Genomic DNA, 24856 nt, shown 5'->3' with positions numbered 1-24856 from the left:
ACTACCGGAGGGGGAAACTTACATGGAGATCGCCGGAGCTATCGGCATTCTGGTTCTCGTCGGCATCGCTGTCGTCGTCCTGATCGTGGTCGGGCTGATCGTGCTGTTGTTCGCACGCAGCTGGATCAAGGTCGCCCGCGCCGACGAAGCGCTGGTCATCTCGGGACGCAAGCAGCGAGTGCAGCGCGCGATCATCAACGCCGATGGCACGAGCAGTTCTGAGAGCGTCGACTCGCCTGTGACCGTCATCGTCAACGGCAAGTCGCTCGTCAACCCGATCACCCAGCGCCACGAGATCATCTCGCTGCGATCACGTCAGGTGTCGCTGAACGCCGAAGCGCAGTCACTCGACAGCGTGACGCTCAACGTTGATGGTGTTGCAATCGTGAAGATCGGCTCCGACCCGCTGTACGTCCGCCGCGCCGCAGAGCGCTTCGCCTCGCAGGATGCCGCGATCGAACAGTTCACCACCGAACAGCTCGAGGGTGCACTCCGCGGCATCGTCGCGACGCTCTCGGTCGTCGAGCTCATGCGCGAGCGCAAGAAGTTCTCCGACCAGATCGCCGCCGACGTCTCTCACGAGCTCGCCGAGCAGGGGCTGATCCTCGACTCCTTCCAGATCAAGGGCATCACCGACGCGGTCGGGTACATCCAGTCACTCGGTGCGCCGGAGATCCAGTCGAAGCGTCAGTCGGCAGAGATCTCGCAGACCAACGCCGACCGCGCGATCAACCAGAAGATCATCGCCAACCAGGAGTCGAACCTGGTCGAGCAGACGGCTCTCGACACGAACACCGCGAACGCGAACGCCGGCATCGGCCGCGCCCGCGCCGAGGCTGAGCAGGCCGAACACCTCGCCCGCGCCCAGGCAGAGCAGGCCGTTCTGCAGCAGAACGCCGAGAATCGCCAGGCCCAGTTGGATGCCGACGTCAAGCGCGTCGCCGACGCACAGCGGTACGAAGCCGAGACCCGCGCCCAGGCAGATCTCTATACGCGTGAGCGTGCTGCTGAGGCCGCCGCGATCGAGCAGGTCAAGCAGGCCGAGGCACGCACCCGCATTGCCGAGCAGCAGGCAGAGGCCGACCGCGCCCGCGCCGCCGGTGAGGCCGCCGCAGCCGAGTCCAAGGCCACCGGTGAGGCCAACGCCCTGCGTGCTCTCGCCGACGCCGAGGCAGAAGCCCGCCGCCTGCGCGCGAACGCCGAAGCCGATGCCATTCGCGCCGAGGGTGAAGCTCGCGCTGCCGCGACCGAAGCAGAGGCGAAGGCCATCGCCTCGAACCAGGAAGCCTTCCTCTCGCAGCGCGTACTCGATGTGCTGCCGTCGATCATGAGCGAGTTCGCCAAGGGCTATGCCACGATCGGCAACGTGTCGATCATCGGCAGCTCCGGCGAAGACGGCGCATCGAACGTCGTCGGCGCCGACAACGCGAAGGCGTTGAAGTCGGTCTTCGACAGCGTGAGCTCCGCGACGGGCCTCGACCTCGCCGCCATCATCCAGGGCCAGGCAGTCGGCCGCGGCATCGGCGACGGCATCGCGGGCGCCCAGACCATCACCAATGCCCAGACCGCAGCGTCGAAGCCTGCGAAGGCGCCGAAGACCAAGACCGCAGCATCGGCATCTGCTCCTACCTCGACGCAGGCCGCCTCGGAGTGATCCCCAGAAGGCGTCGACTCGGATTCGTCCGCGTCGACGCCTTCTTCGTGCCCGGTCGCCACTCATGCCAGATGCTTTGCGCCGGATATGAGCGCGCATAGCCGTCCATTTTCATCTCGTCTGGCGCCCCACACCGCCCACACCACACGCCGAAGGTGCCGCCCCGACGCGGCGAGAGGCGAAGATAGACACGTGAGCAGCATCCCGTTCGACATCGCCGAGATCGGCGCAGGCCTGGTCTTCGCCGCCGCGGTCGGCGACCTCGACTCTGCGCTCGGGCGAAGCCGGGCCGCGGTCATCAGCGCGCCGCCCGGCACCGGAAAGACCACGCTCGTACCCCCGCTGCTCGCGAACCGCGTGCACGGTCGGGTGATCGTCACCCAGCCCCGACGGGTTGCCGCCCGCGCCGCCGCACGCCGGCTCGCACAACTCGATGGCTCCGGGCTCGGCACCCGGGTCGGCTTCACCGTCCGCGGCGAGCGCTCCGTCAGCCAAGAGACGCAGATCGAGTTCGTTACCGCCGGAGTGCTGCTGCGGCGCCTGCTCAGCGACCCTGGGCTCGACGGAGTCGACGCAGTCGTCATCGACGAGGTGCACGAGCGCGCCCTCGAGACCGACCTGCTGATCGGGCTGCTCACCGAGGTGCGCGAACTCCGTGATGACCTCACGCTCGTCGCGATGTCCGCGACGCTGGACGCCGAGAGGATCGCCGCTGTCTTGGGCACCGATGAGCCCGCTCCAATCGTCACGCAGACCGTGCCGCAGCATCCGCTCCACGAGCGTTGGGCACCCAGCCCGATTCCGCGTCTCGATGAGCGCGGCGTCACCTGGGGCTTCCTTGATCATGTCGCTGGCGTCGCGGCATCCGCTGCGCGAGAACTGACCGGCGCAGATCCTGAGGCCGACGTCCTCGTGTTCGCACCCGGTGCGCGTGAGGTCGCCGAGATCGCGCAGCGTATCCGCACGGCTGGCCGCGACTTCGACGTCCGCGAATTGCACGGGCAGATGCCTGCGCGCGACCAGGATGCTGTCATCAGCGGGCGTGCGCCGACCGAACCGCCACGCATCATCGTCACGACCTCCCTGGCCGAATCGTCTCTGACCGTGCCCGGCGTCCGGATGGTCGTCGACACCTGCCTCTCTCGCGCTCCGCAGCGCGATGCCGCCCGCGGCATGACCGGACTGGTCACCGTGCCCACCTCACGGGCCTCAGCGATCCAGCGATCCGGACGCGCGACGCGACAGGGCCCAGGAACCGTCATCCGCTGCGTCGACGAGCGCACTTTCGCGGCAGCTCCCGCGCGTCCCGCTCCCGAGATCGCGACCGCAGATCTCACCGATGCGGCCCTGCTGCTGGCATGCTGGGGGTCGCCCGGCGGCGCAGGACTGCGGATGCTCGATCCGCTCCCCGCCGACAGCCTGAGCGATGCCACCGCCGTGCTGTACAGCATCGGGGCGATCGACGACGAAGGGCGCGCGACCGACGAGGGGCGAGAGCTCGCCCGCATCCCGACCGATCCCCGGCTCGCTCGCGCACTGCGCGACGGCACACCGCTCGTCGGCGCCCGATTCGCCGCCGAGGTCGTCGCGCTGATCGGCGGAGACATCCGCGTCACAGGTGGCGATATCGCCTCGGCTCTCGTCGATCTGCGCAAACGCAGGGCACCGGAATCGCGCCGCTGGACGCAGGAGGTCGCGCGTTTGCTGCGCAACGCGTCGTTCGCGAACGATGACCGCACCGGAGCAAGCACGGACGACGTCGGCCTGATCGTCGCGCTCGCTTTTCCCGAACGGATCGCACGGCGAGTGGAGCGCACGGCGAGCGGAGCAACTTTTCTGCTGGCCTCGGGAACCCGCGCGGGGATCACGGGCCCCCTCGCCGACGCGAAATGGCTCGCGGTCGCCGATGTCACTCGAGCGCAGGGACGCGCGGCAGCAGGCACCGGGGCGGTCATCCGCGCCACCGCAGCGATTTCCGAAGAGCAGGCCGAGTTCGCGGCAAGTCACCTTCGCACCGACCGTGTCGAGGCAGAATTCACCGGTGGACGCGTCGTCGCACGTCGCGAGCGCCGCATCGGAGCGATCGTCCAGGCGTCGGTTCCGGTGCGCGCGCAGGCCGATATGGGCGGGCGGGCCGCCGTGCGCCGAGCCCTCACACGCCATGGCCTGGACGTCTTCGCCTGGTCGGGTGCCGCTGATGAGTTGCGACGCCGCCTTGCCCTGCTGCACCGCATACTCGGATCGCCCTGGCCGAATGTCTCAGACTCAGCACTCCTCGATGACCTCGAGACCTGGCTCCGCCCAGAACTCGATGCTCTCGCCAGCGGTCAGCCTGCGGCCCGCGTCGATCTCGCCAGCGCTCTGCGGCGCCTGCTGCCCTGGCCAGCAGCATCCGCCTTCGATTCTCTCGCCCCTGAGCGACTCGAGGTGCCCAGCGGATCGCGCGCCCGCATCACCTACCCGCCGCTGGATGACCCGACAGCACGACCCTTCGTCGCCGTCAAACTGCAGGAGTGCTTCGGATGGGCAGAGACCCCGCGGCTCGTCGGTGGACGCGTTCCGGTGCTGTTCCACCTGCTCTCCCCCGCCGGGCGCCCGCTCGCGGTGACGGATGACCTCGCCTCGTTCTGGTCGGGCCCCTACTCGCAGGTGCGCGCCGAGATGCGCGGCCGCTACCCCAAGCATCCGTGGCCTGAAGACCCGTGGCAGGCGGCACCGACGCGGCATACCACTAAGCGCGCCACGCGCGAGTAGGCGCTCAGCACTCGATGACGTTGACCGCGAGACCGCCCTCGCTGGTCTCTTTGTACTTGGTCGACATGTCTGCGCCGGTCTGCCGCATCGTCTCCACGACAGCATCCAGCGACACATAGTGCTCGCCGTCGCCGCGCAGCGCGAGACGCGCGGCAGTCACAGCGGTGGATGCCGCGATCGCATTGCGCTCGATACAGGGAATCTGCACGAGCCCACCGATCGGGTCGCAGGTGAGGCCGAGATGGTGCTCCATCGCGATCTCAGCGGCATTCTCGATCTGCCGGGTCGTGCCGCCCATCACCGCGGTGAGCCCGCCGGCAGCCATCGCGCAGGCCGAGCCGACCTCCGCCTGGCATCCGCCTTCGGCACCCGAGATCGACGCGTTCGCTTTGAACAACGACCCGAGTGCAGTTGCGGTGAGCAAGAACCTGCGGATGCCGCGGCGTCTGTTCGCTTCGGCAACGGCGACGGAATCGATCTCTGTCGAAGAGTCAGCTTCCCTGCGTGAAGCGCCGGAGAATCCGAGCAGGGCGCTGCCGACGAGCTCGCCATACGGGGTGACGGCGTTTCCTGACCCGAGTCCGGAGTCGGCCAGGAACCGCCACCAGTACATCGCGACCGCGGGGAGGATGCCGGCCGCGCCGTTGGTGGGCGCCGTGACGACCCGGCCGCCGGCCGCGTTCTCCTCATTGACCGCGAGCGCGAACGCGCCGAGCCACTCTCCGGGGATCGCAGCGGACCCGTGGGCTTCGATCCCGTCGAGCTGCTCACGGAGCGCGCCGGCGCGGCGCTTGACCTTGAGGATGCCGGGGAGCACGCCGTCGGCGTGCAGACCCGCATCCACACAGCTGGCCATCGCGTCCCAGATCGCATCGAGGCCTGCGGCGACCTCGGCCTCCGATCGCAGTGACATCTCGTTCTCCCGAGCGACGTCGGCGATCGTGATGCCGCGCTCATCGCAGATCGTGATCAGAGACGCCGCGTCGGGATAGTTGAGCGGGAACCCGCCGGCGGCGATCTGCGCCTCTTCGCCGTCGCGGCGGATGAATCCTCCGCCGATCGAGTAGTAAGTATGCTCGACAAGCGACAAGCCGTCAGCCGCATGCGCGCGCAAGGTCATGGCATTCGGATGCCCCGGTAGCCGTGTGCGCGGAGCGAACTCGATATCGCCCTTGGCGAAGGGCACGGCATGAGCACCAGCCACGAGCAGGCTCTCCCCCTCGGGATACGACGTCCACGCACGGCTCACGTCGGCGGGGTCGCACGACTCGGGTTCGAGTCCGCGCAGGCCAGCGACCACAGCATCCGGCGTGCCGTGGCCGATGCCGGTGGCGCCGAGCGATCCGTACAGCGTGCAGGTCACCCGGGTGATGTCCTCGAGTGCTGCTTCACCGGCCAGCCGGCGTGAGAAATCGAGAGCTGCCCGCATCGGACCGACTGTGTGCGAGCTCGACGGCCCCACCCCGATGGAGAACAGGTCGAAGGCCGAGACGTACGCAGTCACACCACCAGGCTAACGCTGTCGTCTGAGAGGCAGCCGACGTCAGCCGACGAACATCCGCATGAGTCTGACGACGAGCACACCCACGGACACGACCAGTCCGAGGTACGCCAGGATGAGGCCGAGGATCGCCATCCAGAGGAGGGGGCCGCGGCGGCTGACAGAGCGATGGCCGATGACGATGGCAACGACGCTCACCGCGATCACCACAAGGTAGCCGACGACACCGCTGGGAATGACGTAGAACGCCAGTATCGCGACTAATCCGGCCACCAAGGCGACCACATGGCTGACCCGTTGGGCCGACAGTTGTTCGGTGTCAGTCACCTGAGAAGCATATCGAACGAAAAACCCCCGCCGCTTTCGCGACGGGGGTTCACTACTGTCTCAACACAGTGTGCGCCACAAGGGACTCGAACCCCTAACCTTCTGGTTGGGAGACAGCGACCTCGAACTAGCACTGCTGCTGGCCACTGAGGCGGTCGTCCTGTGAGCGGCTCCTGGGAGGCGATGCTCGAAGATGAGCAGCGCCAGAGCGACCTCACCCGCCGACGCGAGTTGGCCCGACTGTCGAAGGTCGAGTTGATCGATCTCGTCGTCACCACCGAGCACGAGATTGGGAGTCAGTCATGACCTACGAGAAGAAGTGGCACGACTGCCCCTGCGGCGAGAGCATCGCCGTCTCGGAGAGTGAGTTCGGGAAGGTCATGCTCGCCGAGTGGCGGAAGACCCACACGAAGCACGCGGCGAATGTCGAGGTTGGGAGTCGTGATGCGTGATGTGCACCTCCGCAGCGTGCGAGTGCCATTGCTACGCCCATCTGCCGACGAGTCACTATGCCCAACTGGGCGAGTGGCTCGTGTGCCCGAACTGTGGAGCGAGCGTGCGGCTGATCGCAACGCAGATGAAAACCGCCGGCGGCGACCTGATCCCGGCAACACGATACGAGTACGCCGGCATGGACGGTGCGCTGTGGTGAACGTCGAGATTAGGAGACAACCATGAGCAGGGAAGAGCAGACGCAGTTGCCGAGCATCTACGCCACTTGCACGTGTGGAGAGCCGATCTTCCGGCTTGAGAGCCCACTAGACGATATCTGGCGGTGGCGGCACAAGCGGTACGGCGTCATACGCGACCACGTCGCAACTCCGGTAGATCATGAGATTCGGAGTCACGATGCCTGAGTATGACGACCCCGCGGTCAGGATGAACCCGGACTTCCGATTCCCCGGCGAGTCTGACCCGATCGCCCTCGATCCCGTCTTGCGAGGCGTCGATCTCGCGATGGATCGCCTCGTGCGCTCGGACTGCTTCACTGTCCGGACGCTCCAGGTGCTCGACCTGCTGCGCGCCGAGGTGCTCGGCGTCGGGACGATCGCTGAGGTTCGGGAGCACTACAAGCGCGATCGTTACGACGACTTCTGCCCTACGTGCGATGCACCCGTGCCGATGCACACGCCGACGTGCGCGGTGCCGTTCCGTCCGGATGTCGAGGTTGGGAGTCGTGATGCGTGATGTGCACCTCAGTAGCGTGCGAGTGCTATTGCTACGCACATCTGCCGACGAGTCACTATGCCCAACTGGGCGAGTGGCTCGTGTGCCCGAACTGTGGCGCGAGCGTCCGGCTGATCAGGACGCAGATGAAAACCGCCGGCGGCGATCTGATCCCGGCAACCCGATACGAGTACGCCGGCATGGACGGTGCGCTGTGGTGAACGTCGAGATTCGGAGACAGCCCTAGACAGGCCATAGTCGGTGCGAAGGTCGGGCGATGGTGCCCGACCTTCGGTCAGTTAATCGGAGGGGTTTCATATGCTGTCTCAGGCATGGATCGATGAAGTAGATGCTTTCTTGGCTCACCAGAAGGCCGGTGGCAAACCGGAGACGACACGGCGTGCGCGTCGTGATCACCTGTACCATCTGGCGCGGAGGATCAGCGCCGCGTCGCCGTGGGAGGTCAGCGGCGCCGCGCTGCTGGAGTACGCGGGAGGGCAGGAGTGGGCGAAGGAGACGCGCCGGTCGCGTCGGACGACGTTCCTCGCGTTCTGGCGATGGGGTGTCGCGACCGAGCGGTGCGAGCGCGTCGTCGCCGACGTCCTCCCGATGGTGAAGGCCACCCCGCCGCGCCCGCGACCAACGCCGGATGCTGCTTACCGCGAAGCGCTGCTGCGTGCACCGATGCGGGAGACGCTAATGCTGCGCATGGCTGCGGAGATGGGTCTGAGGCGCTCGGAGGTCGCGTGTGCGCACACACGGGACATGCTGGACGATCTCGTAGGATGGTCTCTCGTCGTGCACGGCAAGGGCGACAAGGAGCGCGTGGTGCCGGTCCCAGGATCGCTCGCTCGCGTGATCCAGTCGATGCCGGACGGGTACCTGTTCCCGGGCGATTGGGGTCCGGGGCATCTATCGCCGGCGTACGTCGGTAAACGCATCCGCGATCTGCTGCCGGACCAGTGGACCATGCACACCCTGCGTCATCGTTTCGGCACGCGCGCCTACGCGCTCAAGTCCGACCTGCTGCTCGTGCAGGAGTTACTCGGGCACGCCTCACCGTCGACGACGAGGCGCTATGTTGAGCTTGACCGACGGCGGATGCGATCCCTCGTCGAGGAACTGGAGGAATCTGATGTCCGCTACGCCTGACATGCTGTCGCTTCTCATCCTGCTCGGCGGGTTCATCGTCGGCGCTGTCGTGCTGTACTTCGTGGTCCGCGCCGCGATCATCAGCGCCCTCGAACGACACGCGCTCTGGCGCGCCGATGGCAGTTACGAGGTTGCCCTCGAACGCCATCGGCGCGATTCACAACGCTGAACTAAGTGTGGGGATTAGTTCAGGTCGTGAGCGCGGCTTCGAGGTCGGCAGGGTTGCCGCCCGCCGCCGTGTACGTCTGCGCGAGCTGGGCGACCTGTGAGGGGATCGCCGCAAGGTTCGCCCGCCGCTCCAGTTCGTTGAGCACGTCGAGGCGGTGCTGGTCGAGGTCTTCGTCTGTGAGTTCGGTGAGGTCCATGATTCTCCTTATGCGGGTGTTCCGGGAAGCGTGGTCGGCCAGGCGTCAAGGGTCGAGTACGACGCCTGCAACGTCTGCGCATTGAACGCAACATCTCTCGGCAGGGAGAGGTAGGCCGACTGCCAAGTGACCTGACCATACTGGGGCGGCAGGGTGAGGTTCGCCGGTCGGCCCATTACGGGAACGTTCTGTTGAGGGCGGAAACCTGTACCAGCGGACACGACGAGGGTGCTGGTTCCGGCAACGAGGCCTGTTGCCACCAGATCGACGGCTGAGCCGATGCGACGGACGCGCACTGATCCTGTCCATTCGTTACCCAGGACGAGTTCGCGCCATGCGGTGTCGCCGTAGAGGATCACCCATCCGCTCGTACCCGTCCCGCTGGCTTTCCGCCAGACCGACGCCCCGAGCGTGGATGCCGTATCGACGTACAGCGTGCCGGGTGCGGCGGTGACGACGCCGAGCGGTGAACCGGCACCCTGGACGATCTTCCCGGACTGTGCGGCGAGAGCGATGGCGACCTGTCCGGGGATGTTGGCCGTGGCGATTGCGACATCCACGGCGGGCGGGACGCGAAGCGCGACCTCAGCCGCCACCAAGGGGGGCAGTTGCGCATTCGCCTCAGACGCTACGGCAGGGCCAGCGGCGGCACCCACGAGCGCCGGAACGTCAGCGTCGGTGATCGCGCTACCGACTGCCGTCGTCGCTTGGCCGGGTATGTCCGCTTCGGTGATCGCGTTGCCTACAACCTCATCCGCGACGAGCTGGACGAGTGCCCCTATCGTGGCGCTTAGTTCAGGTGAGGCGACCACGCGAGACGTGATCTCATCGGACAGCGCGCCGAGCGTCGGCTCGGGAAACAGGTTCGTTTCGTCGTGCACGAGCGGCATCCGCGACCACGGCGGCACGAGCTCGGGAAGGTCGGGCATGATTACTCCTTCGGGGTGTTGCGAGCGGCGAGCGACAGCCCACCGATCGCGAGCAGCGCGGCGGCGATGTTCAGCACATGACCACCGACATCGACGGTGAAGACCCCGAGCAGCACGAGCAGCGGGACTGCGGCGGCGATGATGCCGTACAGCCATGCGCGGACGGCCGGGGACGGGACCCACCGGTTGGGAGTCTCGGTCGCGCGCGCTTCGGCGCGGGTGCGTGGAGTGGTCATGGTGTGCCCTTTCTATCGTTGGATGATCTGACTGACGGCGGTGCCGCCGAGCGCGCCGAGAGCGGCCGCGATACCCGACGCCCGCCAGATCCAGCGTTCGAGTCCTCGGATGCGCTGCTCGTGGTCGTCCACGTCTTTGGTAAGTTCGGTGGTCTTGAGTAGTGCGACCTCACTGCGCACTTCCTGCACGAGGTCATAGACCTCACGCAGGGTGATGACAGCGGGCGAGTCGGGTGCGTTCATTCGAGCGCCTTGATCATCTCGGCGGTCTTGTTTGCGGCGTCGCTGGTGGAGAGTCCGCCGAGCTGCCAGACGAGGTTGACTTCGGTCGTCAGAAGGTTGTCGTCGTCGTACGCGGCGTATGGGATCTGACCGCGCGTGATCATGTCTTGCACCCATCCTGCGGGGACGGATGTCGCGGCTTGGCCGTTGTGGATGACGCGGTAGCCGGCGGCGCGATAGAACGGGCTGTCGATGATTCGGAGTGACATGAGGTCTCCTAACAGGTCGATGGTGCGGGGTGAGGCGTGCTGCATGAGATCGATCGTGAACGGGGTGCCGCCCTTGCCGTACCCGTACAGGTGGTCGTGTGTGGGCCAGAGAGTGGCGTGGACGTGCGCGCCGCCCGTCTCGGCGACGTTCCACGACCAGTCCTCCTCGCCGTACCCCGATGCACCGGAGAGGGCGAACACTCGGCCTTGTTCGACGCGGCCGGAGGTGAGGAGGTTCTGTGAGTGGTGCATGGTGCGGAATGACATGCCGTTGTCGAAGTTGATGCCGACCCATCGGCCCGTGTCCGGGTCGATGCTGTTCCCGGCGCCGTAGATGTACCCGTCTGCCGGGGCGACGATCGGCGTGCCGATCGGTACGTAGAAGTCGGTCCCGGGCTCTTTGGACGGCACGCCACGATCGATGTGCGCCTGCCAGGATGCGATGCCGATGTATGACTCGACGGGAAGGATCAGACTCATGACGCCCTCGCTTCTAGTGCCTTCACGCGCTCGTTGAGCTGCGCGTTCTGAACCATGAGTAGGGCGATGAAGTCGATGCTGTCGGGTCGTCCTTCGGTGTCATATACGACAAACGGTTTCAGGTCGTCTGACTCGTCGAGCCGTTCGGCGATGTAGCCGTACTTCCACGAGCCGTCGCCGCTGCGCATCTGGAAGCGCACGAGATCGGGCCACACATCGCCCAGGGTCTCGGGCGCAACCTCGGAGATGTACTTCTTGTAGCGTTCGGAGGATGCACCGCGGGAAACGCGGCCGTCACTGTTGATGTACGCGACCGTGTAGCCGCTATCAGCGGGAGACGCGGCGGGCAGGTACAAGTGACCGGAGAGCGTGCCGCCAGCCAAAGGAAGATATCCGCTGCCGACGTCGGAGAGGTTCGCGAGATTCACGGGACCGGCGTATCCGGGGATCTCGTACTGGAGCCGTGCACCGTTCCAGCCGAGTGAGGGTGTCGTGTTCGGCGCGGTCGCGCCGGAGTTCGCCCAGACGCCGAGCGCGACGCGAGCGTCCGCCGCGGTAGTCTTCCCGGTGCCGCCCTTGTTGATCGGGAGCGGCCACAGTGCGGCGATCTTCGACGCGATGCGCTGCACGATGTAGTCGCGGGTCTTGTTGATCTCCTCATACCCGTTGCGGCGGTCGGCCGTTCCCGGAACGATGTCCATGCCGTCTGCGAGTGCGTCATCTCCAATAGCCATCAGACTGCCTCTCCTATCCAGGACGCCCCTACCGGGGAGTCGAGCCATTCCTCGTCGATGCTGAGCAGAATCCACGCGCCAGGGAGCGTGTCGATCGTGCGGCTTGTGATCGTCATTTCGTCGGTGTCGAGATCGAAGCGGACGACGTTGGTCTGCCCGGTCTGTGTCGGCGTGCCGGAGAGGATCGCGGTGAAGCCTTGTTCGGCCTTCGCGACCCAATCCGAGACGGTGCTCACAGTGACCTCACGACCGCGCCCCTGCGACCGCCTCACGGCGTACTCGGCGAAACCGGGGCCAGGGTATGGGGTCGCGAATTCGAAGCGTCTCAGCAGCGTGTAGTCGGGGGTCAGGGCAAAGGTGTCTACCTGCTCGTGGCGCGTGCCAGAGCGATCCATCCACGTGTAGACGGCGGCGGCGGCGTCGAACCAGTCCCCGTCACCGCGCGCGATCTTCTCAGACCCGCCGATGAGGTTGACCGCGTGGCGGACCTCCAGCGCGCCGCCGGCGTCGTAGTGCTCGTCGCGGAGGGTCCACACCCGCTGTTCGTCGCATACGAGCCGGAGTCCTGCGGCCTGCACGAGCGGGGCCAGGAATGACATGGCGTCCTGTCCGGCGTCCCAGATCAGCGCATCCGGGGTCGCCGCGTCGATCAGCGTCTTGCGGTTCGAGATCGTTGCGTGCGCGGCCTGCTGCCACGTGTACTCGTACTTGGCCGTGTCGGCCGTGTCGCCGTCGAAGTAGAGGCCGTCTGCAGTGATGTCGCCGGTCGCTTCGGAGAGCCGCCAGCCGGTGACGTTGATGTACTCGGACCCGCCGAGCTGCGCGGCGCGGACCCTGACACGGATGCGGGCGGTGTTCGAGTACGCCTCGAAAGGTTCGGTCACGGCGCGCTGCCAGACGCCACTGCCACCGAGCATCATCGTCGTCACTGCGGGGATGAAGCCAGTGATGTTCCCGGTTCCGTCGAAGCACACTGCGTCCAGGATCATTTCGCGACCGGGCGAGCCGTTGAGCCCGACTGACAGGACGTACTTCTTTCCAGAGGTTAGCGAAACAGCATCTTCACCGATGAAGACTTCCGCACCGTTGGTAATCACGCCCGCGTTCGACAGGTACGCCATATAGGTCGGCGCGTACGCGGGACCGCCCGACGCCTGCCGTAGTGGCGTGAGCCCACCTGTCGCCCATGTCGCGTGCCAGTCCGTCGTGTTGAAACCGGCGCGCGGGTTGCGGATCAGGTTCGCCGAATCTGCCAGCGCCGGCACCGCGGCATCCGGCCCCGCCTCCAGCACCGCACCGGGGATCACCGTACCGAGCACGTACCCGACGAGACCCTGAAGCGAGTCCTGATGCTCCAGCGGTGCCGGGTCATCGGCGAGCGGGGCGAAGTCTCCGAGCAGCGCCTCATCCGACGCGATGTCAAGAGTGACCGTTGCGGCTTCCAGGTTCACCGTCCGGTCACGCAACGCAAGATCAAACGTGCGCGACTGCACGCCCCAGGGGAACGTGGCATCCACTTCGACGATGATGCGCGGTGCGGGTGACATGCGCGGATCGAGCGCCTCCAGCACGGGTAGCAACGGAAGCGCGATTGTGAGTGAGCCGGACACGTGAGGGCGGCGGCTCGCGTCCAACGTGATGGACCCGCCCGCGAGCGACAGTGGCGTACCCGGTGCCAGGGTCGCCGTGTAGACGTGTGTGGAGCCCGTCACGGTGACACCTCACGGAACGGGGCCTCAACGATCCACACGATGCGAGTCTCATCGTCCAGCGACACGACGATGTCACCGTCCGCGACCACGAACAGCATACTGATCGACACGTCGGGATCGTCAAGGATGAACACCTGCGGAGTGACGAGAACCGTCACGGCCGCGTGCGCATCCGCTTCGACGGCAAACACGAGCGTGAGCGTGCCCTTGCGGAGCGCTGCCGGCCGGAAGGTCACATCATCGCCTTCACGACCGAGGATCGGATGCATGATCGTCCCCGGCGTACGAGACGCCTGGTATCCGTCCGCGACCGTCGGGGTGATGACTCCCGCCGAATGCGTGATCGTGGTCATCACTGCCACCCCGAATCCACAGTCACACGACCGTGGAGCTTGAAGCTCTTACCGTCGTTCTGGGAGATGAATCTGTTGATCTCGTTCTGCGCTGCCCAGACGTCGGCCTTGGCTTTTAGGAGGACATCTCGACCGTTCAGGTGGTCGATGACGCCGTCGGTGTCGTCTTTGAATCGTGTGACGTCGAGGGTGGCTTGACCGGTCTTCGCGTCGATGAATATTTCAGTTCCATCGGGGAGCGTGATGACGGAGTTGCCGAGGTCGTCGACCGCGCGGGCGAGCCCTTCCTCTTGTGCGATGAGATTGAGAAGTGAGGCGGATGCGTCGTCTGCCTGCTGGACGCCGCCGGCCATCGCATCGGTGTGCTTCTTCCATGCTGCTTCGGCGTTGTTCAGTTCAACTTCGAGATGCGTGAGAGAGACGAGGCTGCCGCCCGCTGCTTCCGCGGCTTCTTGAGCAGCTTGCGTGTCTTTCTCCGTAGCTTCCCGCTTACGGTCGAGGGCGTCTTCTACGGCTTTCATGGCTGCGGGGTTGCCGGCGAGAGCGTTGATCGCGATCTCGTTCTCGACTCCCCAGAGCCTCGCGGCTTCGGAGGCTTCCTTGTATCGTTCGGGGTCGGTAGAGATCGCGATCACTTCGGCGGCTTGCTGTGATGCCGTGGCTGCACGCTGTCCCGATTCGACGAACTTATCTGCCCACGCGGATGATGCCTCAGCTGCTTGCTGTGCTGCTTCCTCGGATTGGTTGAATGCCTGAATGATCAGGCCTACTCCAGCTGCTGCGGCGCCGAGTCCGAGGGATGCGCCCAGCGTGCCGACTGATCCGGCGAGCCCTCCGAACACGTCCTGTGCGATCTGAGGTAGATCTTCGAGGTCGCCACGGAATGACGAGAACGTCTCACCGATATTCTGCTTGAGTTCGCCGGTCGTCTCTTCGGTGTGGCGTTTCATCCCGTCGAGGCCGTCGTCGGCGGACTGCTTCGCTTTCCGGTAGCTGTCGCGATACTCCTGCTCGATCGCGCGGGCCGCGTCCTTCGTCTCGTCCTTGAGTCGATCTGTCGCTTTCCCGGCGTCTTTCAGAGAGCGTTCCAGCTGGTCGGGACCTTTGCTCTTGCCGAGCTCGACAAGTTCCTTCTGCGCGTCTTCGAGCGGGTCGATGACGCCGGACTCGATGCCCTGCTTGAATGCTTTGGTTTCGGAGGCGATGCCGACCGTGTATCCGCCGGCCATTATCGGCTCGCTTTCTCGAAGGTCTCCGCGACGGTGCGGTAGGCGGTCTGGAACCAGAGTGCGCCCGCGCGGGGGATGAAGGCTTGTACGGACGGGAAGAACACGTACCCGCGCGGGTTGCGTGACCGGAACGCGTTGCCGAGACGTCGCTTGTAGGGCTTGCCCTTACGGGAGCGGGTCGAGATCATCCGGTCGGGGTTCGCGCCGAACTCTGTCGCGGTCTTCAAGGCCGCGGCGGGCGTGCCGTGCACCTTCCCGATGCCGGCGGACTTGAGTGTCACGTTTGAGTCGGACACGGAGACGCGGGCGGTGTCGAGCAGCACCCGCGTCTCCAGCCTCGTGCCGGCACGGCTGCGCATCTCTTCCTGGAACGCGGGCTCGACGACGCGTCGCGTGTGCGAGCGCATCTGCGATGCGACCTCACGCGGGAGCGTCCTCGCGGCCTGGACCAGTACGGCCAGGTCGCGGGAGACGAGCAGGGAGATGCGAGCCATGATCGTTCAGACGATGGCGGTGACAGCGGGCTTGCCGTTGACCGGGCAGGACACAGCCGACACGGCCACACTGTCGACCTGTCCGCCGATGGAACCGGGGACGAGGATCAGTGTCGCGGTGACGCCGGGTCCGCCCTTGACCGGCTCGAACGTCACAGTGACCTCTTCGCCCTCGTGCTCGTGAAGGTATCGGGCGAGGGAGTCCGCTGTTTCCCAGTCCTGCGCTAGAGCGAGGTTGGCAACCCATGTGGCGAGACCAGCGAACTGATGTACGGCACCGGCCTTGAGTCCCTTCCACGATGCGAGCACCGGGGACGGTACGAACTCGACCTGTGAGACGTGGCCCTCGTAGTTGTCGGCGGCGACCTGGAAGAGGCAGTCGCGCATGATGAATGGTGCGATGGCGATGTCGGCCATGATCTAACTCCTTGTGCTTCGTGTGGTGATGACGGAGACGGTGATGTCCCAGGCGAGTCGGTCGGTCTTCGGGTCGCGGACTTTCTGCGCCCGGGACCACGCGATTTTGGCGTGGCCGTCGAGGGCGGTGACCATGTCGATGACGTCGTTGTCGAGGGCATCCTCGGCCTTGACATCGTCCTCGTGGGGTGAGAGCACGGTGAGGACGATGGTGTTCCGGTTCGAGCCGATGGGGGCTTCGGCGAGCGGCTCAATTTCGAGCAGCTTGTAGACGACGGTGACGACGGTGATCTGCGCCGGGGTGTCTTGGTTCGGGATGTAACGCCAGCCCGCGGGGAGCAGCGGTTTGATCTGGCTGGAGAACCAGGCACGGAGGGCGCGGTCAGAGGACATGAGGTTTCCCGTCGACGGGGCGGATCAGGTTCTTGATCGCCTTGTCGAGTGGGCGCGGCTCATAGCTGAACTCGCCGTCTCCGTAGTCCCCGCCACGAGCGACTGACCCGGCCATGAGCAGGTTCTTAGCCTGCTGGAGCTGCGCGTATACGTAGCGGGTCGGGATCGTGACGGTGTTCGTGAGGTAGCCGTCGACGACGGTTGTCGTCTCGGTGAGTTCGGGAGCGTAGGCGATGACTTGGTCTTGTGCTGCTTCGAGGATGAAGCCACACACTTCCTGGTTCTCGACGGGCGCGTCTCTCCAGGCCGCGATCAGTCGGTCGTCAGCAGGTCCGCCGTTGTCGACGGTGTACCAGTCAGCCATCGTTCTACGCTCCCGGCCGCTTACGCGGTCTTCGTGCCGATGAGGGCGAGCGACTCGGGGCGGACGACGAACGTCTCCAGGTAGCCGATGACTGCCTTGTCGACGCCGCCCTTGGCGATGTCGAGTGCGTCGACCTGGATCGGCGTCTGTCCCTGCTCACGGAACTCGACAGCGGCCTTCGCGCCGACAATGACCTGCGGCTTCGCGGGGTCGAGGCCGACGAACGCGGCGGCCGGTGCCTTCTGAATCTTGACCTTGCCGTCTGCGCTTCCTTCGCCCGTGCCCGCGCCGACGTTGAATGACACGTACTCGGGGACGAGGTCCTTGGGCGTGTAGAGGATCTGCGACCAGGCGACCGGGTTGACGATCGCGAACGATGCGTCGTCGTCGGCGTCCGAGATCGCCTCGATGCCCTGGATGATCATTCCCATCGCCGACTCGTAGTCGTGGCCGTCCACGCTCGGGAAGGTGCCGGGGGCGACGAGGCGGTCGAGTGCTGTAGAGGTGCGGGCTGCGGCGTTGAACACTGCGGTGAGCGCGTCGAGGTCGGTGACCTTCGCGTACGAATCGACGACGCCCTCGAAGAATGCGGCGATGATGTCGGCGCCGCCGTCGAGGTCCCACCACTCACGGGCGACGTCGGCGGCGTAGCCGTATGCCTGGCGTGTTGCGGACGTGACGGAGGTGGTCGCGGTTCCCGAACCGATCTCGGTCTTGTTGCCGCTCCACTTGGTGACGAGCGCGGTGCCCTGGTCGAGCTTGAATCCCTTGCGCCCGCCGAGCGAGATGCCGCCGTAGAGGTGTGTGAGCAGGTCGAGGTACTTGCGCTGGTAGCGACGTCCCTGCCAGAGCTTGCCGACCCATGCAGGCTGGATGACACCGGAGTTCGCGACGGTGAGCCCGCCGGCCGCTTCGGCCTTGATGTCAGACAGTTCGGCGAGCAGCGTGAGTGCGTCGGGCGTCTCGGGTGCGCCGTTCTTCACGAGCGCCATGTTCGCGAAGACCGAACCGAGGTCGACCTCGGCGGACTGAGTGACGGGTGCGTTGGCGAGCAGCGTGGCGGGGACGGATGCCCCGGCGACTGCTTCGACTGCGGATGCGGTCATGATGTTCTCCTTGGGGTTGTCCTCGGCCGGTGCTTCGGCTTCGGGGGTATACGTGCGCGACTCGCCCTCAGCGGTCACGGTGACATCGGTGGGCAGGACTTCGGCGGCGATCACGAGGTGCTCGGGGTCACCCTCTGCTGCGACGTTCTGATCGACAGCGATGGTCTCGGTGTCTTCGGCGGCGAGCAGAGTGGCACCGGCGAACGCGGGACGCTCAACGACCGCGGAGCCGAACAGCACACCACCGGTCGCCTTGCCATCGCTGATGGTGACCTTCGCGACCTCCGCTGAGAGGTGCTTCCGCTTGCCAGACTTGGCCTCGCTGAACGCGGCGCGGCCCTCGTCGGTCTGTGAGAACTTGAAGGTGGACATGATGCCCTCGGGCTGCTCCCATGCCTTCGTGATCGCACCGACGACGTCCTCGCGTTTGTGCTCCACATTCAGCCCGATGCCGGTGGTGTCCTCGGGGAACGTGAACACGCCGCTCGATACCTCGAACTCGCCGAGGTTGGATCGGCATTTCACGCCGTACGGGACGAGTAGGCCGGTCGCGGTCATGTCCTCTTCGCTGAACGCCAGCGTTCCGGCGTCGATGATTACAGCATCCATGTCAGTCCTCACTCGTGAGTGGTGTGGTCGGGTTCGGGGCGGTCAGATAGTGCGAGGTGTCGAGACGGAGGGACAGTCCCGGAGGGCAGATGTCGTCGAGCGAGAGGCGTGCCTCGATTGCGTCGGCGAACTTCGCGAGTCCGAAGTCCCAGAGTTCGTTGCGCTGCTCACCGCCGGCCTCGGTGGAGTAGTGGATGTCTCCGCCGCCGGACTGCTTGGAGCCTTCGAGCAGGTCGGCGGGCACGCCGGCGTGGTTGGCGATGTCGAGGCGGTTCGCGTTGCGGCCAGACTCGAAGAGATCGCTGGGGATGGCACCGGGCATATCGACGGTGACAAAGTCGGGTTTCATCGCTGTGGCACCGTTGGATGACGCGCGGCCTTTGATCCATGCCTGTCGGAACTGTTCCCGTTCAACCTTCGACCAGCCACGCCATTCTTCGGATGAGACGCTGAGGATGGTCTGTGCGATCGGGTTGTCGATGCGGTCGCGGTACGCGGCACCGATCGCCCGTGCATCTCGGAGTGCATCGACCCCGTCGACCATCAGTCCGTTCGAGCCGTAGCCGAGGTTGATCGCGACGACGCGCTGCTGGTACTTGGTGGCGATGGACTTGTCGACGGTGATGCGTCCGTCTTGTTCCATCGTCCACCAGCCGAAGGGAATGTGGAGGGCGTCGATCGGGTATCTGTCTGCGCCGAGCTCGAAGCCGATGACCGCCCAGCCGTGGAGGAACAGGTCACCGACGACGCCGTATCGGAGGTTGCGGGGTGCGATGCCGGTCTGGGTGTTGACGAGCCACTGAGGTTGCGTGGCCGTCTCGCCGTTGGCGTCGTACTGTCGCCACGGCATCCGGGCGAGCACACCGCACACGATCTCGTAGGATCGCTTGACCGGTCCGATGCGGAGGACGGTCTGGTCCGTGAGTGTCTTGGTGGTGTCGTGCTCGGGCCAGAGCTGCGCGACGGTGATCTCTTGCAAGGAGTCTTGGGGCGAGAACGGGGTCACGGGTAGCGGTGCGTATGCCGGCCCGCCGGTGAGGAAGCTCCAAAGTCCCATGTGCACGAGGCTCTACCCGTTATCCCACAGCCGAAGAACTGACGGCGTGTCGGAGCTTGCGGCGGGCTTCGGAGAGCGCGTCTTGCGCCTGTGTCTGGCCGGGGTGACAGAGCTTCTCGTGGGCGGCGGCACGCTCCCATGCGCCGAGTCTGGTGAAGGCCATGCCGCGCCAGTGACCGCAGTCGGTGCACACGATGACAACGCTGGATCGGCACACGTCGAGATGAAGCATGAGGGGTCTCCTAGAAGTCGAAGATGTCGGCGGGCTTGACGATGGTGGGCGCTTCGGCAAGGAACTGGAGCGCCAGGGTGATCGCTTCGATCGGTGTGATGTCGGCGTCTGGTTGGTCTTTCGGTCGACCGACACCGAAGCCGCCGTACGTGCCGATCGCACGCTTGACCGCGATGCGAGCGGCGTTGTCGAGGCGTTCCTGCTGCCAGTGGACGAGCCCGTCTTGCGTGAGGTACGTGAGCATCTTTGTCGTGCCGGTGCGCACGTCCAGGGTCTTGGCGGGTGTGAATGCCGGCCGGGGGTAGGCGCGTTCGAGTTCCTCGATCTCGGGCTTGACCGACTGGGACGCGGTGTCGTAGATGATCGGCACGTTGTATTTCCTGGCGAAGCTGAGGGCGGTCTTCCAGAACCCCTTGGTTCCTTGCTGGTGGTGGAGCAGTCCGACTGCGATCTTGGTCTCGCGTTCGCCGGTCTCCTGGTCGAGCGCGACCGCGACGAGGTCTTGAGGTTCCATCGTGTGATGCCAGGCGACGCCGACGGATGACCAGAGGCCGTCCGGGTGGACTGCGATTGCGAGCGTGAAGTGGGGCGGCGGTGCAGGGAGCGAGCCGGGGATCGTGGTGTGCTGCCATTCCTTCTGGATGATCAGCGACGACGCGTCGCCCTCGACGCCGAAGATGCCGAGGTACTCGAACTTGAACTTCTCCCGCGGCTGTAGGTGGTAGTTCTGTCGGACGGCGTCGAGGGTGGTGAGGTTGCCTATGCCGGGGTGATGCCGTTCTACGAGGTCACGCACGCGGGCTTCGGGGTGCTCAGGTGTGGGTTCCCAGTCGGCGCACTCTTCGTCTGAGGTCGTATCGGGTGCGTGGTATCGGATGATGCCGCTGCCGAGCTGCTCGGCCTTGGTGAACAGCACCTCGTGCAGGAGGTTCCCTGTGCGGATGGCGTCGGCGGTTCCGGTGATGATGAACTGGCCGCCGGTCGTGTCGAAGGTCGGCGGGATCGCGGCGAGCAGGTCTTCGGTCATCTCGGGCTTCGCGCGGCCAGACTCGTCGATGAGGACCTCGTCATACGCTGACCCTCGGAAGTTGTCGCCGATCGGTGCGTGCACGGCGAACACGGAGCGGTTCGGGAAGCGGAGCGCTTCGGAGCCAGCTTGTCGGACTACCTTGACCGGCCGGTTCTTCGGGTCGGGGTAGCTCGCCTCGATCACGTCGAGCACCTCGTGTCCGAACTTCTCGCGTGCTTTGAGGCCTGTCGTCGCGAGCGTGAATGCAGAGTTTCGGCGGGGTCGGCACGCGCACCGTCCGAGGATGATTGCGAGGATGGTCGTCGTCTTCGTCGACCGGCGCGGCATCATGATCCCGTTGATCGTGTGGCCGGCGGCGAGCATGTCGACGACGAGCAGCTGTTGCGGGAGCGGGTCTTGTGCGGCGCCGTCTCGCCCGATGTCCTGGCCCATGATCCGCATCCCGGTCAGGAACTCGCGACGATCGCGGGCCGTGGTGACGAGCTCGGTGACGCCGTCAGGTGTGAGCGCGAGCGCGCGCTGCGCGAGCCACGCCGACTCGTCCATGAGCCAGTGATCCTCGATGTCGGGGAAAAACACGCCTGTAGAGCCAGAGGCGGGGGTAGCTGTGATGGTCAAAAGAAAGCCGTCCTGATCAGGTGTTTACCAGTTGAGCGAGCCGGATGAGATGATGCCGCCGAGGCGGGCGGGCTCGGGCCTGCGCCCGCCCCGGCGTGCTGCTCGACGTGCTGCGCCGTACTTACCGCCGGCCGATCTGTTGCACCGTCGATGTTCAGGCCGGAGGTTGGATAGCGATGGCCCGCCGTCAGGGTCGATGTGTCCGACGTCGAAGCGTTGTTCGATGTCGATGATCTGGAAGCACCGACGACAGATGACGTCTTCTCCTGCTCGTCGTTGAGCTGCTACCTGCTGCCGGATGATCTTGGCGCTGCGGTAGTACTCGGGGTCGCGGTGCTTGGCAGTCATCGGAGTAGTGCTTCGTGCTCGCTGTCGAAGTGCGGTCCCTCGTGTTCGTATGGTCTGGTGCAGACGTGGATGTCGCGGTGCTCGTGCCAGGTGTGTGCGCACGCGCCCTTGTAGATGAGGGGCATGAGTCGCTGGTCTGCGGTGTCGAGGGCTCGGCGGTTCCGGTCGAGTCGCATCTGGTCGAGCGTGGCGACGACGAGCAGCACGACGAAGATGGTGATCATGGCGATGAGGAATGTGCTGGGCTCGATGTTGTCGATCATGAGTGCACCTGGTTCGGTGTGAGCTTCGCGATGATCTTTCGGCCGCCGTCGATGAATGCCCAGGCCGCGTCGAGGTATTCGGGTCCGTCTTGCACGAGGCGGGTTCGGACGCGGTCGAGGGTTTGGGCGACGTTGTCGAATTCCTGGGCTCGCTTGGCGTGCCCCTGGTTGATCGCTGCGTTGCGTCGGATGCGGGCGGTGAGGACGAGGTCGGTGAGTGCGTCGGTCGCTGGCTTGGTGGTCTGGGCTTGGGTCAGCATGTCGTGAGGTCTTTCGGTTCGTAGGCGGTGAGGATCGCGCGTATCTCGGCAACTGTGGGTTGGGTGATTCGGTCGCGTTCGTTTCGTCCGTCGTCGCGGTGGTGTCCACAGGTGCACCAGCCGGAGTCGAGGTAGCGGTGTTCCATGTCTTTCTCCTGCCGGGATCGAGGGTTTGAGGGGTCGGTAAAAGCCCCCGCTCAGCACCGTGAGGTGTTGAAATGCGGGAGCTATCTGCCGTACACCGATGGGAATCGGAGCCATGCACATAGCGCCTCTCACATGGAGAGAGGCCAGCCGTCGGGGTGTCCTCCGAAGCGGGATTAGTCGAGGGGCGAGGTGCGATGCCCGGACCTGCCCTGTGACCATCGCCCCGCTTCGAATCGGGATGGCATTGTGGTGCGCGGTTGCCCTCCGCGTGTCTCGGCTGCGCCCGCCGTGGGTTCGTATTAGTTGGTGTCGCCCCTCACTGGGGCGATGGTGGTGGTCGAGCCTTACTTAATGTCGTGTTTTCTCGCATGACACGAGACGATACGGCACTGAGCGCAAGACACGCGGCATTGGTATTGATTGCGGCGTGTCGTGTTTTCTCGCAAGAGACGAGCTAGAATCGTCGCATGACACTCATTGACGACTCGAAGCAGGCAAACGCGCTAGTCCTGCTGCGCCTTGGACGGAAGATCAAGATCGCGCGCATCGCCGCCGATATGAAGCAGGATGACCTCGGTCAGAAGGTGGGCGTCTCGCGCTCTGCTGTCGGTCTTTGGGAGAAGGGCGAGACGGAGCCGTCAGCCTCGAAGCTGTTTGCTATTGCGCGTGTTACAGGTCAGCGCATCGAATGGTTCGCAGAGGGCGTTAACGCAGAAACGGCCCCCGCCGAAGCGGGAGCCGTTTCTGTACTGTCTCAACACAGTGTGCGCCACAAGGGACTCGAACCCCTAACCTTCTGATCCGTAGTCAGATGCTCTATCCATTGAGCTAGTGGCGCATTCTCTCGGCCTGCTTCGTTCAAACGGGCCTCAGCAAGAATACATGACGAAGGACCGGAACGCGAAACGAGCGTCAGGAGGCCGTTTCGCGCTTGCGCTTCGCCCGCTGCTGCGACGAAAGCGCCTGCAGATCGACCAGGCGAAGAGCCTGCATCCTGGCCTCTCGCATCGTGGCGTAATCGGGGTCCTGGTCCGGACGCATGCCTTCGACGACGAGGCGTCGATCGAGGTTTCCTCGCACGTCTCCCCATGCAGCGGCACGGGCATCCTCCACCAGGGGCTCCAATTGCGCGGGATCATCTGCCATGGCCTTCAGTCGCTCGGCGACACCGGCGGACTGCTTGGCACGACGACGCAGGTTCCGTACGTCTCGATCACGGTAATCGTGGGTACCGGCGGGATCGGAGTGACGGCCCCGCGCACGCTTGCGCAGGCGGATGACGTTCTCTGCGGCCTGCTCGGATTCTGCGGACATCGCGAGCAGTGCCTCACGGGCCACATCACGATACTTCGCCGCGTCGAAGACCCCGCCCTTGGCGATCGTACCGACGAGGATCTGGTTCTTCACTGCCAGGCGCGCGGCAGCAGTGGCGATCGCGACACCTTCAGCGATGGCATCCGCAGTTCGTCCCACCAGAACCTCCTTCCCAGATCGTATCGTTCCCCAACGACACCATTGTCGGTCACAATAGAGTCCGACAGGTATCCCGGCCTGTCTGATACGTGCAGTGCTGCACGAACGCCGCAAGGAGGATGGATGCGACGGCTCACCCTTGCCGGCCACACCACCGTGATCACCGGTGCCGCCAGCGGCATGGGCGCATCAATTGCCCGCCAGCTCGCCGCTCAGGGTGCGCATCTCGCCCTGATCGATCGCAACGCCGAAGCGCTGAGCTCCCTCACGGATGAGCTTGCCGGCACGATCAGCACGCACGTCGTGGATCTCCGCGATGATGACGCTGTCGTCGCAGCGGCCGCCGAGATCACTGCGGCCCACCCGAGCGTCAACGCGCTGATCACGTGCGCCGGGTCGTCGATGCTCGGCACTCTCGATCAGCTCACCATGGAAGAGATGCGCTGGCTGGTCGACGTGAACCTCTGGGGAACCGTCTCGATCACCAAGGCTCTGATGCCTGCGCTCCGGCAAGCACCCGCCGCACACGTCAGCCATCTCGGCAGCCTCTACGCGATCGCTGCCCCTGCGGGGCGCATCCCCTATTCGATGAGCAAGTTCGCTGTGCGCGGTTTCTCCGAAGCTCTCCGGCACGAGCTGGAAGGCACTTCCGTCAGCGTCGGCATCATCCACCCGGCCGGCGTCCGCACCGGTATCGTTCTGCACGGTCGCTATGCCGCCTCGATCGACCCGGCGGTCGCGGCGCGAGCCGCGTCCGCGCAGGCAGCGATGTACCACACCGAGCCCGAAGACGCGGCGGCGCAGATCATTCGCGCTACCGAGCGACGCCGCTCGCGCACCTTCGTCGGCCGTGAAGCACGGCTCGTCGACGCCATCGTGCGGATCGCTCCCGCGCGGTACTGGCGCACGATGCGCGCGACGCTCCGCCAGGCCACGGATACGACCACGCCGATCAGCTAGA

General features: G+C 65.4%; 32 protein-coding genes and 1 tRNA gene. 9 read left to right on the top strand and 24 right to left on the bottom strand.

Annotated elements, in window-relative coordinates:
• Positions 1–22 precede the first annotated feature (22 nt).
• Positions 23–1654 carry an SPFH domain-containing protein gene (locus tag ACTU6V_RS05485; protein ID WP_443467567.1) on the top strand — a complete coding sequence of 544 codons (1632 nt, stop codon included), beginning with the start codon at positions 23–25 and terminating at the stop codon, positions 1652–1654.
• Between the two features lie 192 nt (positions 1655–1846).
• Entirely contained in the window at positions 1847–4408 is a 2562-nt protein-coding gene (gene hrpB / locus ACTU6V_RS05480) for an ATP-dependent helicase HrpB (RefSeq protein ID WP_443475157.1), read from the top strand.
• Positions 4409–4412: 4 nt separating this feature from the next.
• Here the strand turns inward: hrpB and ACTU6V_RS05475 are convergent, their stop codons facing one another.
• Both ACTU6V_RS05475 and ACTU6V_RS05470 read right to left on the bottom strand, forming a co-directional pair.
• Positions 4413–5912: an L-serine ammonia-lyase, iron-sulfur-dependent, subunit alpha gene (locus ACTU6V_RS05475; RefSeq protein ID WP_443467569.1), complete on the bottom strand. Its 1500-nt coding sequence runs from the start codon at positions 5910–5912 to the stop codon at positions 4413–4415.
• Between the two features lie 39 nt (positions 5913–5951).
• The gene (locus tag ACTU6V_RS05470) at positions 5952–6236 is read right to left on the bottom strand and encodes a hypothetical protein (RefSeq protein ID WP_443467570.1); all 285 of its coding nucleotides are present in this window, start codon (positions 6234–6236) and stop codon (positions 5952–5954) included.
• A 162-nt stretch (positions 6237–6398) separates the two neighbouring features.
• Here ACTU6V_RS05470 and ACTU6V_RS05465 point away from each other — a divergent pair, with 162 nt between their 5' ends.
• The 5 genes from ACTU6V_RS05465 (at position 6399) to ACTU6V_RS05445 (ending at position 8724) form a co-directional block, all read left to right on the top strand.
• Positions 6399–6542 carry a hypothetical protein gene (locus tag ACTU6V_RS05465; RefSeq protein ID WP_443475156.1) on the top strand — a complete coding sequence of 48 codons (144 nt, stop codon included), beginning with the start codon at positions 6399–6401 and terminating at the stop codon, positions 6540–6542.
• A complete protein-coding gene (locus tag ACTU6V_RS05460) occupies positions 6539–6688 on the top strand; it encodes a hypothetical protein (protein WP_443475155.1) in 150 nt (49 codons plus the stop codon). The genes ACTU6V_RS05465 and ACTU6V_RS05460 overlap by 4 nt, the downstream gene beginning before the upstream one ends.
• Before the next feature lie 397 nt (positions 6689–7085).
• Positions 7086–7424 (top strand): hypothetical protein, encoded by a 339-nt coding sequence (locus ACTU6V_RS05455; protein WP_443475154.1) that lies wholly within the window; start codon positions 7086–7088, stop codon positions 7422–7424.
• 297 nt (positions 7425–7721) lie between these two features.
• The gene (locus ACTU6V_RS05450; RefSeq protein WP_443475153.1) at positions 7722–8555 is read left to right on the top strand and encodes a tyrosine-type recombinase/integrase; all 834 of its coding nucleotides are present in this window, start codon (positions 7722–7724) and stop codon (positions 8553–8555) included.
• Positions 8539–8724, top strand: coding sequence for a hypothetical protein (locus tag ACTU6V_RS05445; RefSeq protein ID WP_443475152.1), 186 nt, complete (start codon positions 8539–8541; stop codon positions 8722–8724). Before ACTU6V_RS05450 ends, ACTU6V_RS05445 begins: the two co-directional genes overlap by 17 nt.
• A gap of 19 nt (positions 8725–8743) precedes the next feature.
• On the opposite strand, the gene ACTU6V_RS05440 is transcribed toward ACTU6V_RS05445, so the two are convergent.
• The 20 genes from ACTU6V_RS05440 to ACTU6V_RS05345 all read right to left on the bottom strand — a co-directional run bounded on the left by ACTU6V_RS05440 (position 8744) and on the right by ACTU6V_RS05345 (position 22275).
• Positions 8744–8920, bottom strand: coding sequence for a hypothetical protein (locus ACTU6V_RS05440; protein ID WP_443475151.1), 177 nt, complete (start codon positions 8918–8920; stop codon positions 8744–8746).
• 8 nt (positions 8921–8928) lie between these two features.
• The gene (locus tag ACTU6V_RS05435; protein ID WP_443475150.1) at positions 8929–9849 is read right to left on the bottom strand and encodes a hypothetical protein; all 921 of its coding nucleotides are present in this window, start codon (positions 9847–9849) and stop codon (positions 8929–8931) included.
• A 2-nt stretch (positions 9850–9851) separates the two neighbouring features.
• The gene (locus ACTU6V_RS05430) at positions 9852–10085 is read right to left on the bottom strand and encodes a hypothetical protein (RefSeq protein ID WP_443475149.1); all 234 of its coding nucleotides are present in this window, start codon (positions 10083–10085) and stop codon (positions 9852–9854) included.
• A gap of 12 nt (positions 10086–10097) precedes the next feature.
• Positions 10098–10328, bottom strand: a complete 231-nt coding sequence (locus ACTU6V_RS05425; protein WP_443475148.1) for a hypothetical protein — start codon at positions 10326–10328, stop codon at positions 10098–10100.
• Positions 10325–11056 (bottom strand): M23 family metallopeptidase, encoded by a 732-nt coding sequence (locus tag ACTU6V_RS05420; protein ID WP_443475147.1) that lies wholly within the window; start codon positions 11054–11056, stop codon positions 10325–10327. The genes ACTU6V_RS05425 and ACTU6V_RS05420 overlap by 4 nt, the downstream gene beginning before the upstream one ends.
• Positions 11053–11790 carry a hypothetical protein gene (locus ACTU6V_RS05415; protein WP_443475146.1) on the bottom strand — a complete coding sequence of 246 codons (738 nt, stop codon included), beginning with the start codon at positions 11788–11790 and terminating at the stop codon, positions 11053–11055. The genes ACTU6V_RS05420 and ACTU6V_RS05415 overlap by 4 nt, the downstream gene beginning before the upstream one ends.
• Positions 11790–13502, bottom strand: a complete 1713-nt coding sequence (locus ACTU6V_RS05410; RefSeq protein ID WP_443475145.1) for a hypothetical protein — start codon at positions 13500–13502, stop codon at positions 11790–11792. Before ACTU6V_RS05410 ends, ACTU6V_RS05415 begins: the two co-directional genes overlap by 1 nt.
• Positions 13499–13855 (bottom strand): hypothetical protein, encoded by a 357-nt coding sequence (locus ACTU6V_RS05405; RefSeq protein WP_443475144.1) that lies wholly within the window; start codon positions 13853–13855, stop codon positions 13499–13501. Before ACTU6V_RS05405 ends, ACTU6V_RS05410 begins: the two co-directional genes overlap by 4 nt.
• Complete coding sequence (locus ACTU6V_RS05400; RefSeq protein WP_443475143.1) at positions 13855–15084, bottom strand: hypothetical protein; 1230 nt, start codon at positions 15082–15084, stop codon at positions 13855–13857. Before ACTU6V_RS05400 ends, ACTU6V_RS05405 begins: the two co-directional genes overlap by 1 nt.
• Positions 15084–15578, bottom strand: coding sequence for a hypothetical protein (locus ACTU6V_RS05395; protein WP_443475142.1), 495 nt, complete (start codon positions 15576–15578; stop codon positions 15084–15086). Before ACTU6V_RS05395 ends, ACTU6V_RS05400 begins: the two co-directional genes overlap by 1 nt.
• A gap of 6 nt (positions 15579–15584) precedes the next feature.
• The gene (locus ACTU6V_RS05390; RefSeq protein ID WP_443475141.1) at positions 15585–15995 is read right to left on the bottom strand and encodes a hypothetical protein; all 411 of its coding nucleotides are present in this window, start codon (positions 15993–15995) and stop codon (positions 15585–15587) included.
• A 3-nt stretch (positions 15996–15998) separates the two neighbouring features.
• Entirely contained in the window at positions 15999–16388 is a 390-nt protein-coding gene (locus tag ACTU6V_RS05385; RefSeq protein WP_443475140.1) for a hypothetical protein, read from the bottom strand.
• Positions 16378–16752 carry a hypothetical protein gene (locus ACTU6V_RS05380; RefSeq protein ID WP_443475139.1) on the bottom strand — a complete coding sequence of 125 codons (375 nt, stop codon included), beginning with the start codon at positions 16750–16752 and terminating at the stop codon, positions 16378–16380. The genes ACTU6V_RS05385 and ACTU6V_RS05380 overlap by 11 nt, the downstream gene beginning before the upstream one ends.
• A 20-nt stretch (positions 16753–16772) precedes the next feature.
• Positions 16773–18467: a hypothetical protein gene (locus ACTU6V_RS05375; RefSeq protein ID WP_443475138.1), complete on the bottom strand. Its 1695-nt coding sequence runs from the start codon at positions 18465–18467 to the stop codon at positions 16773–16775.
• A 1-nt stretch (position 18468) separates the two neighbouring features.
• Entirely contained in the window at positions 18469–19524 is a 1056-nt protein-coding gene (locus tag ACTU6V_RS05370; protein WP_443475137.1) for a hypothetical protein, read from the bottom strand.
• Between the two features lie 19 nt (positions 19525–19543).
• On the bottom strand, positions 19544–19756 hold the full coding sequence (locus ACTU6V_RS05365; protein WP_443475136.1) for a hypothetical protein: 213 nt from the start codon (positions 19754–19756) through the stop codon (positions 19544–19546).
• Positions 19757–19766: 10 nt separating this feature from the next.
• A complete protein-coding gene (locus ACTU6V_RS05360; protein ID WP_443475135.1) occupies positions 19767–21365 on the bottom strand; it encodes a hypothetical protein in 1599 nt (532 codons plus the stop codon).
• Between the two features lie 63 nt (positions 21366–21428).
• On the bottom strand, positions 21429–21752 hold the full coding sequence (locus ACTU6V_RS05355) for an HNH endonuclease family protein (RefSeq protein ID WP_443475134.1): 324 nt from the start codon (positions 21750–21752) through the stop codon (positions 21429–21431).
• Positions 21749–22015 carry a hypothetical protein gene (locus ACTU6V_RS05350; RefSeq protein WP_443475133.1) on the bottom strand — a complete coding sequence of 89 codons (267 nt, stop codon included), beginning with the start codon at positions 22013–22015 and terminating at the stop codon, positions 21749–21751. The genes ACTU6V_RS05355 and ACTU6V_RS05350 overlap by 4 nt, the downstream gene beginning before the upstream one ends.
• Complete coding sequence (locus ACTU6V_RS05345; RefSeq protein WP_443475132.1) at positions 22012–22275, bottom strand: hypothetical protein; 264 nt, start codon at positions 22273–22275, stop codon at positions 22012–22014. Before ACTU6V_RS05345 ends, ACTU6V_RS05350 begins: the two co-directional genes overlap by 4 nt.
• A gap of 614 nt (positions 22276–22889) precedes the next feature.
• Between ACTU6V_RS05345 and ACTU6V_RS05340 the strand changes: the two genes are divergently transcribed.
• Complete coding sequence (locus ACTU6V_RS05340; protein ID WP_443475131.1) at positions 22890–23222, top strand: helix-turn-helix transcriptional regulator; 333 nt, start codon at positions 22890–22892, stop codon at positions 23220–23222.
• Here the strand turns inward: ACTU6V_RS05340 and ACTU6V_RS05335 are convergent.
• Together ACTU6V_RS05335 and ACTU6V_RS05330 are read right to left on the bottom strand one after the other, a co-directional pair.
• A tRNA-Arg gene (locus tag ACTU6V_RS05335) sits at positions 23188–23260 on the bottom strand. The two genes, ACTU6V_RS05340 and ACTU6V_RS05335, sit on opposite strands and share 35 nt — an antisense overlap.
• Positions 23261–23334: 74 nt before the next feature.
• The gene (locus tag ACTU6V_RS05330; RefSeq protein ID WP_443467571.1) at positions 23335–23895 is read right to left on the bottom strand and encodes an asparagine synthase; all 561 of its coding nucleotides are present in this window, start codon (positions 23893–23895) and stop codon (positions 23335–23337) included.
• A gap of 123 nt (positions 23896–24018) precedes the next feature.
• Here ACTU6V_RS05330 and ACTU6V_RS05325 point away from each other — a divergent pair, with 123 nt between their 5' ends.
• Positions 24019–24855 (top strand): SDR family NAD(P)-dependent oxidoreductase, encoded by an 837-nt coding sequence (locus tag ACTU6V_RS05325; protein ID WP_443467572.1) that lies wholly within the window; start codon positions 24019–24021, stop codon positions 24853–24855.
• Position 24856 lies beyond the last annotated feature (1 nt).

This window comes from Microbacterium zouquanmingi, assembly GCF_052266675.1.
Taxonomy (GTDB): domain Bacteria; phylum Actinomycetota; class Actinomycetes; order Actinomycetales; family Microbacteriaceae; genus Microbacterium.
Note: the sequence above shows the minus strand (reverse complement) of the source record. Positions and strands in the feature narration are given on the sequence as shown.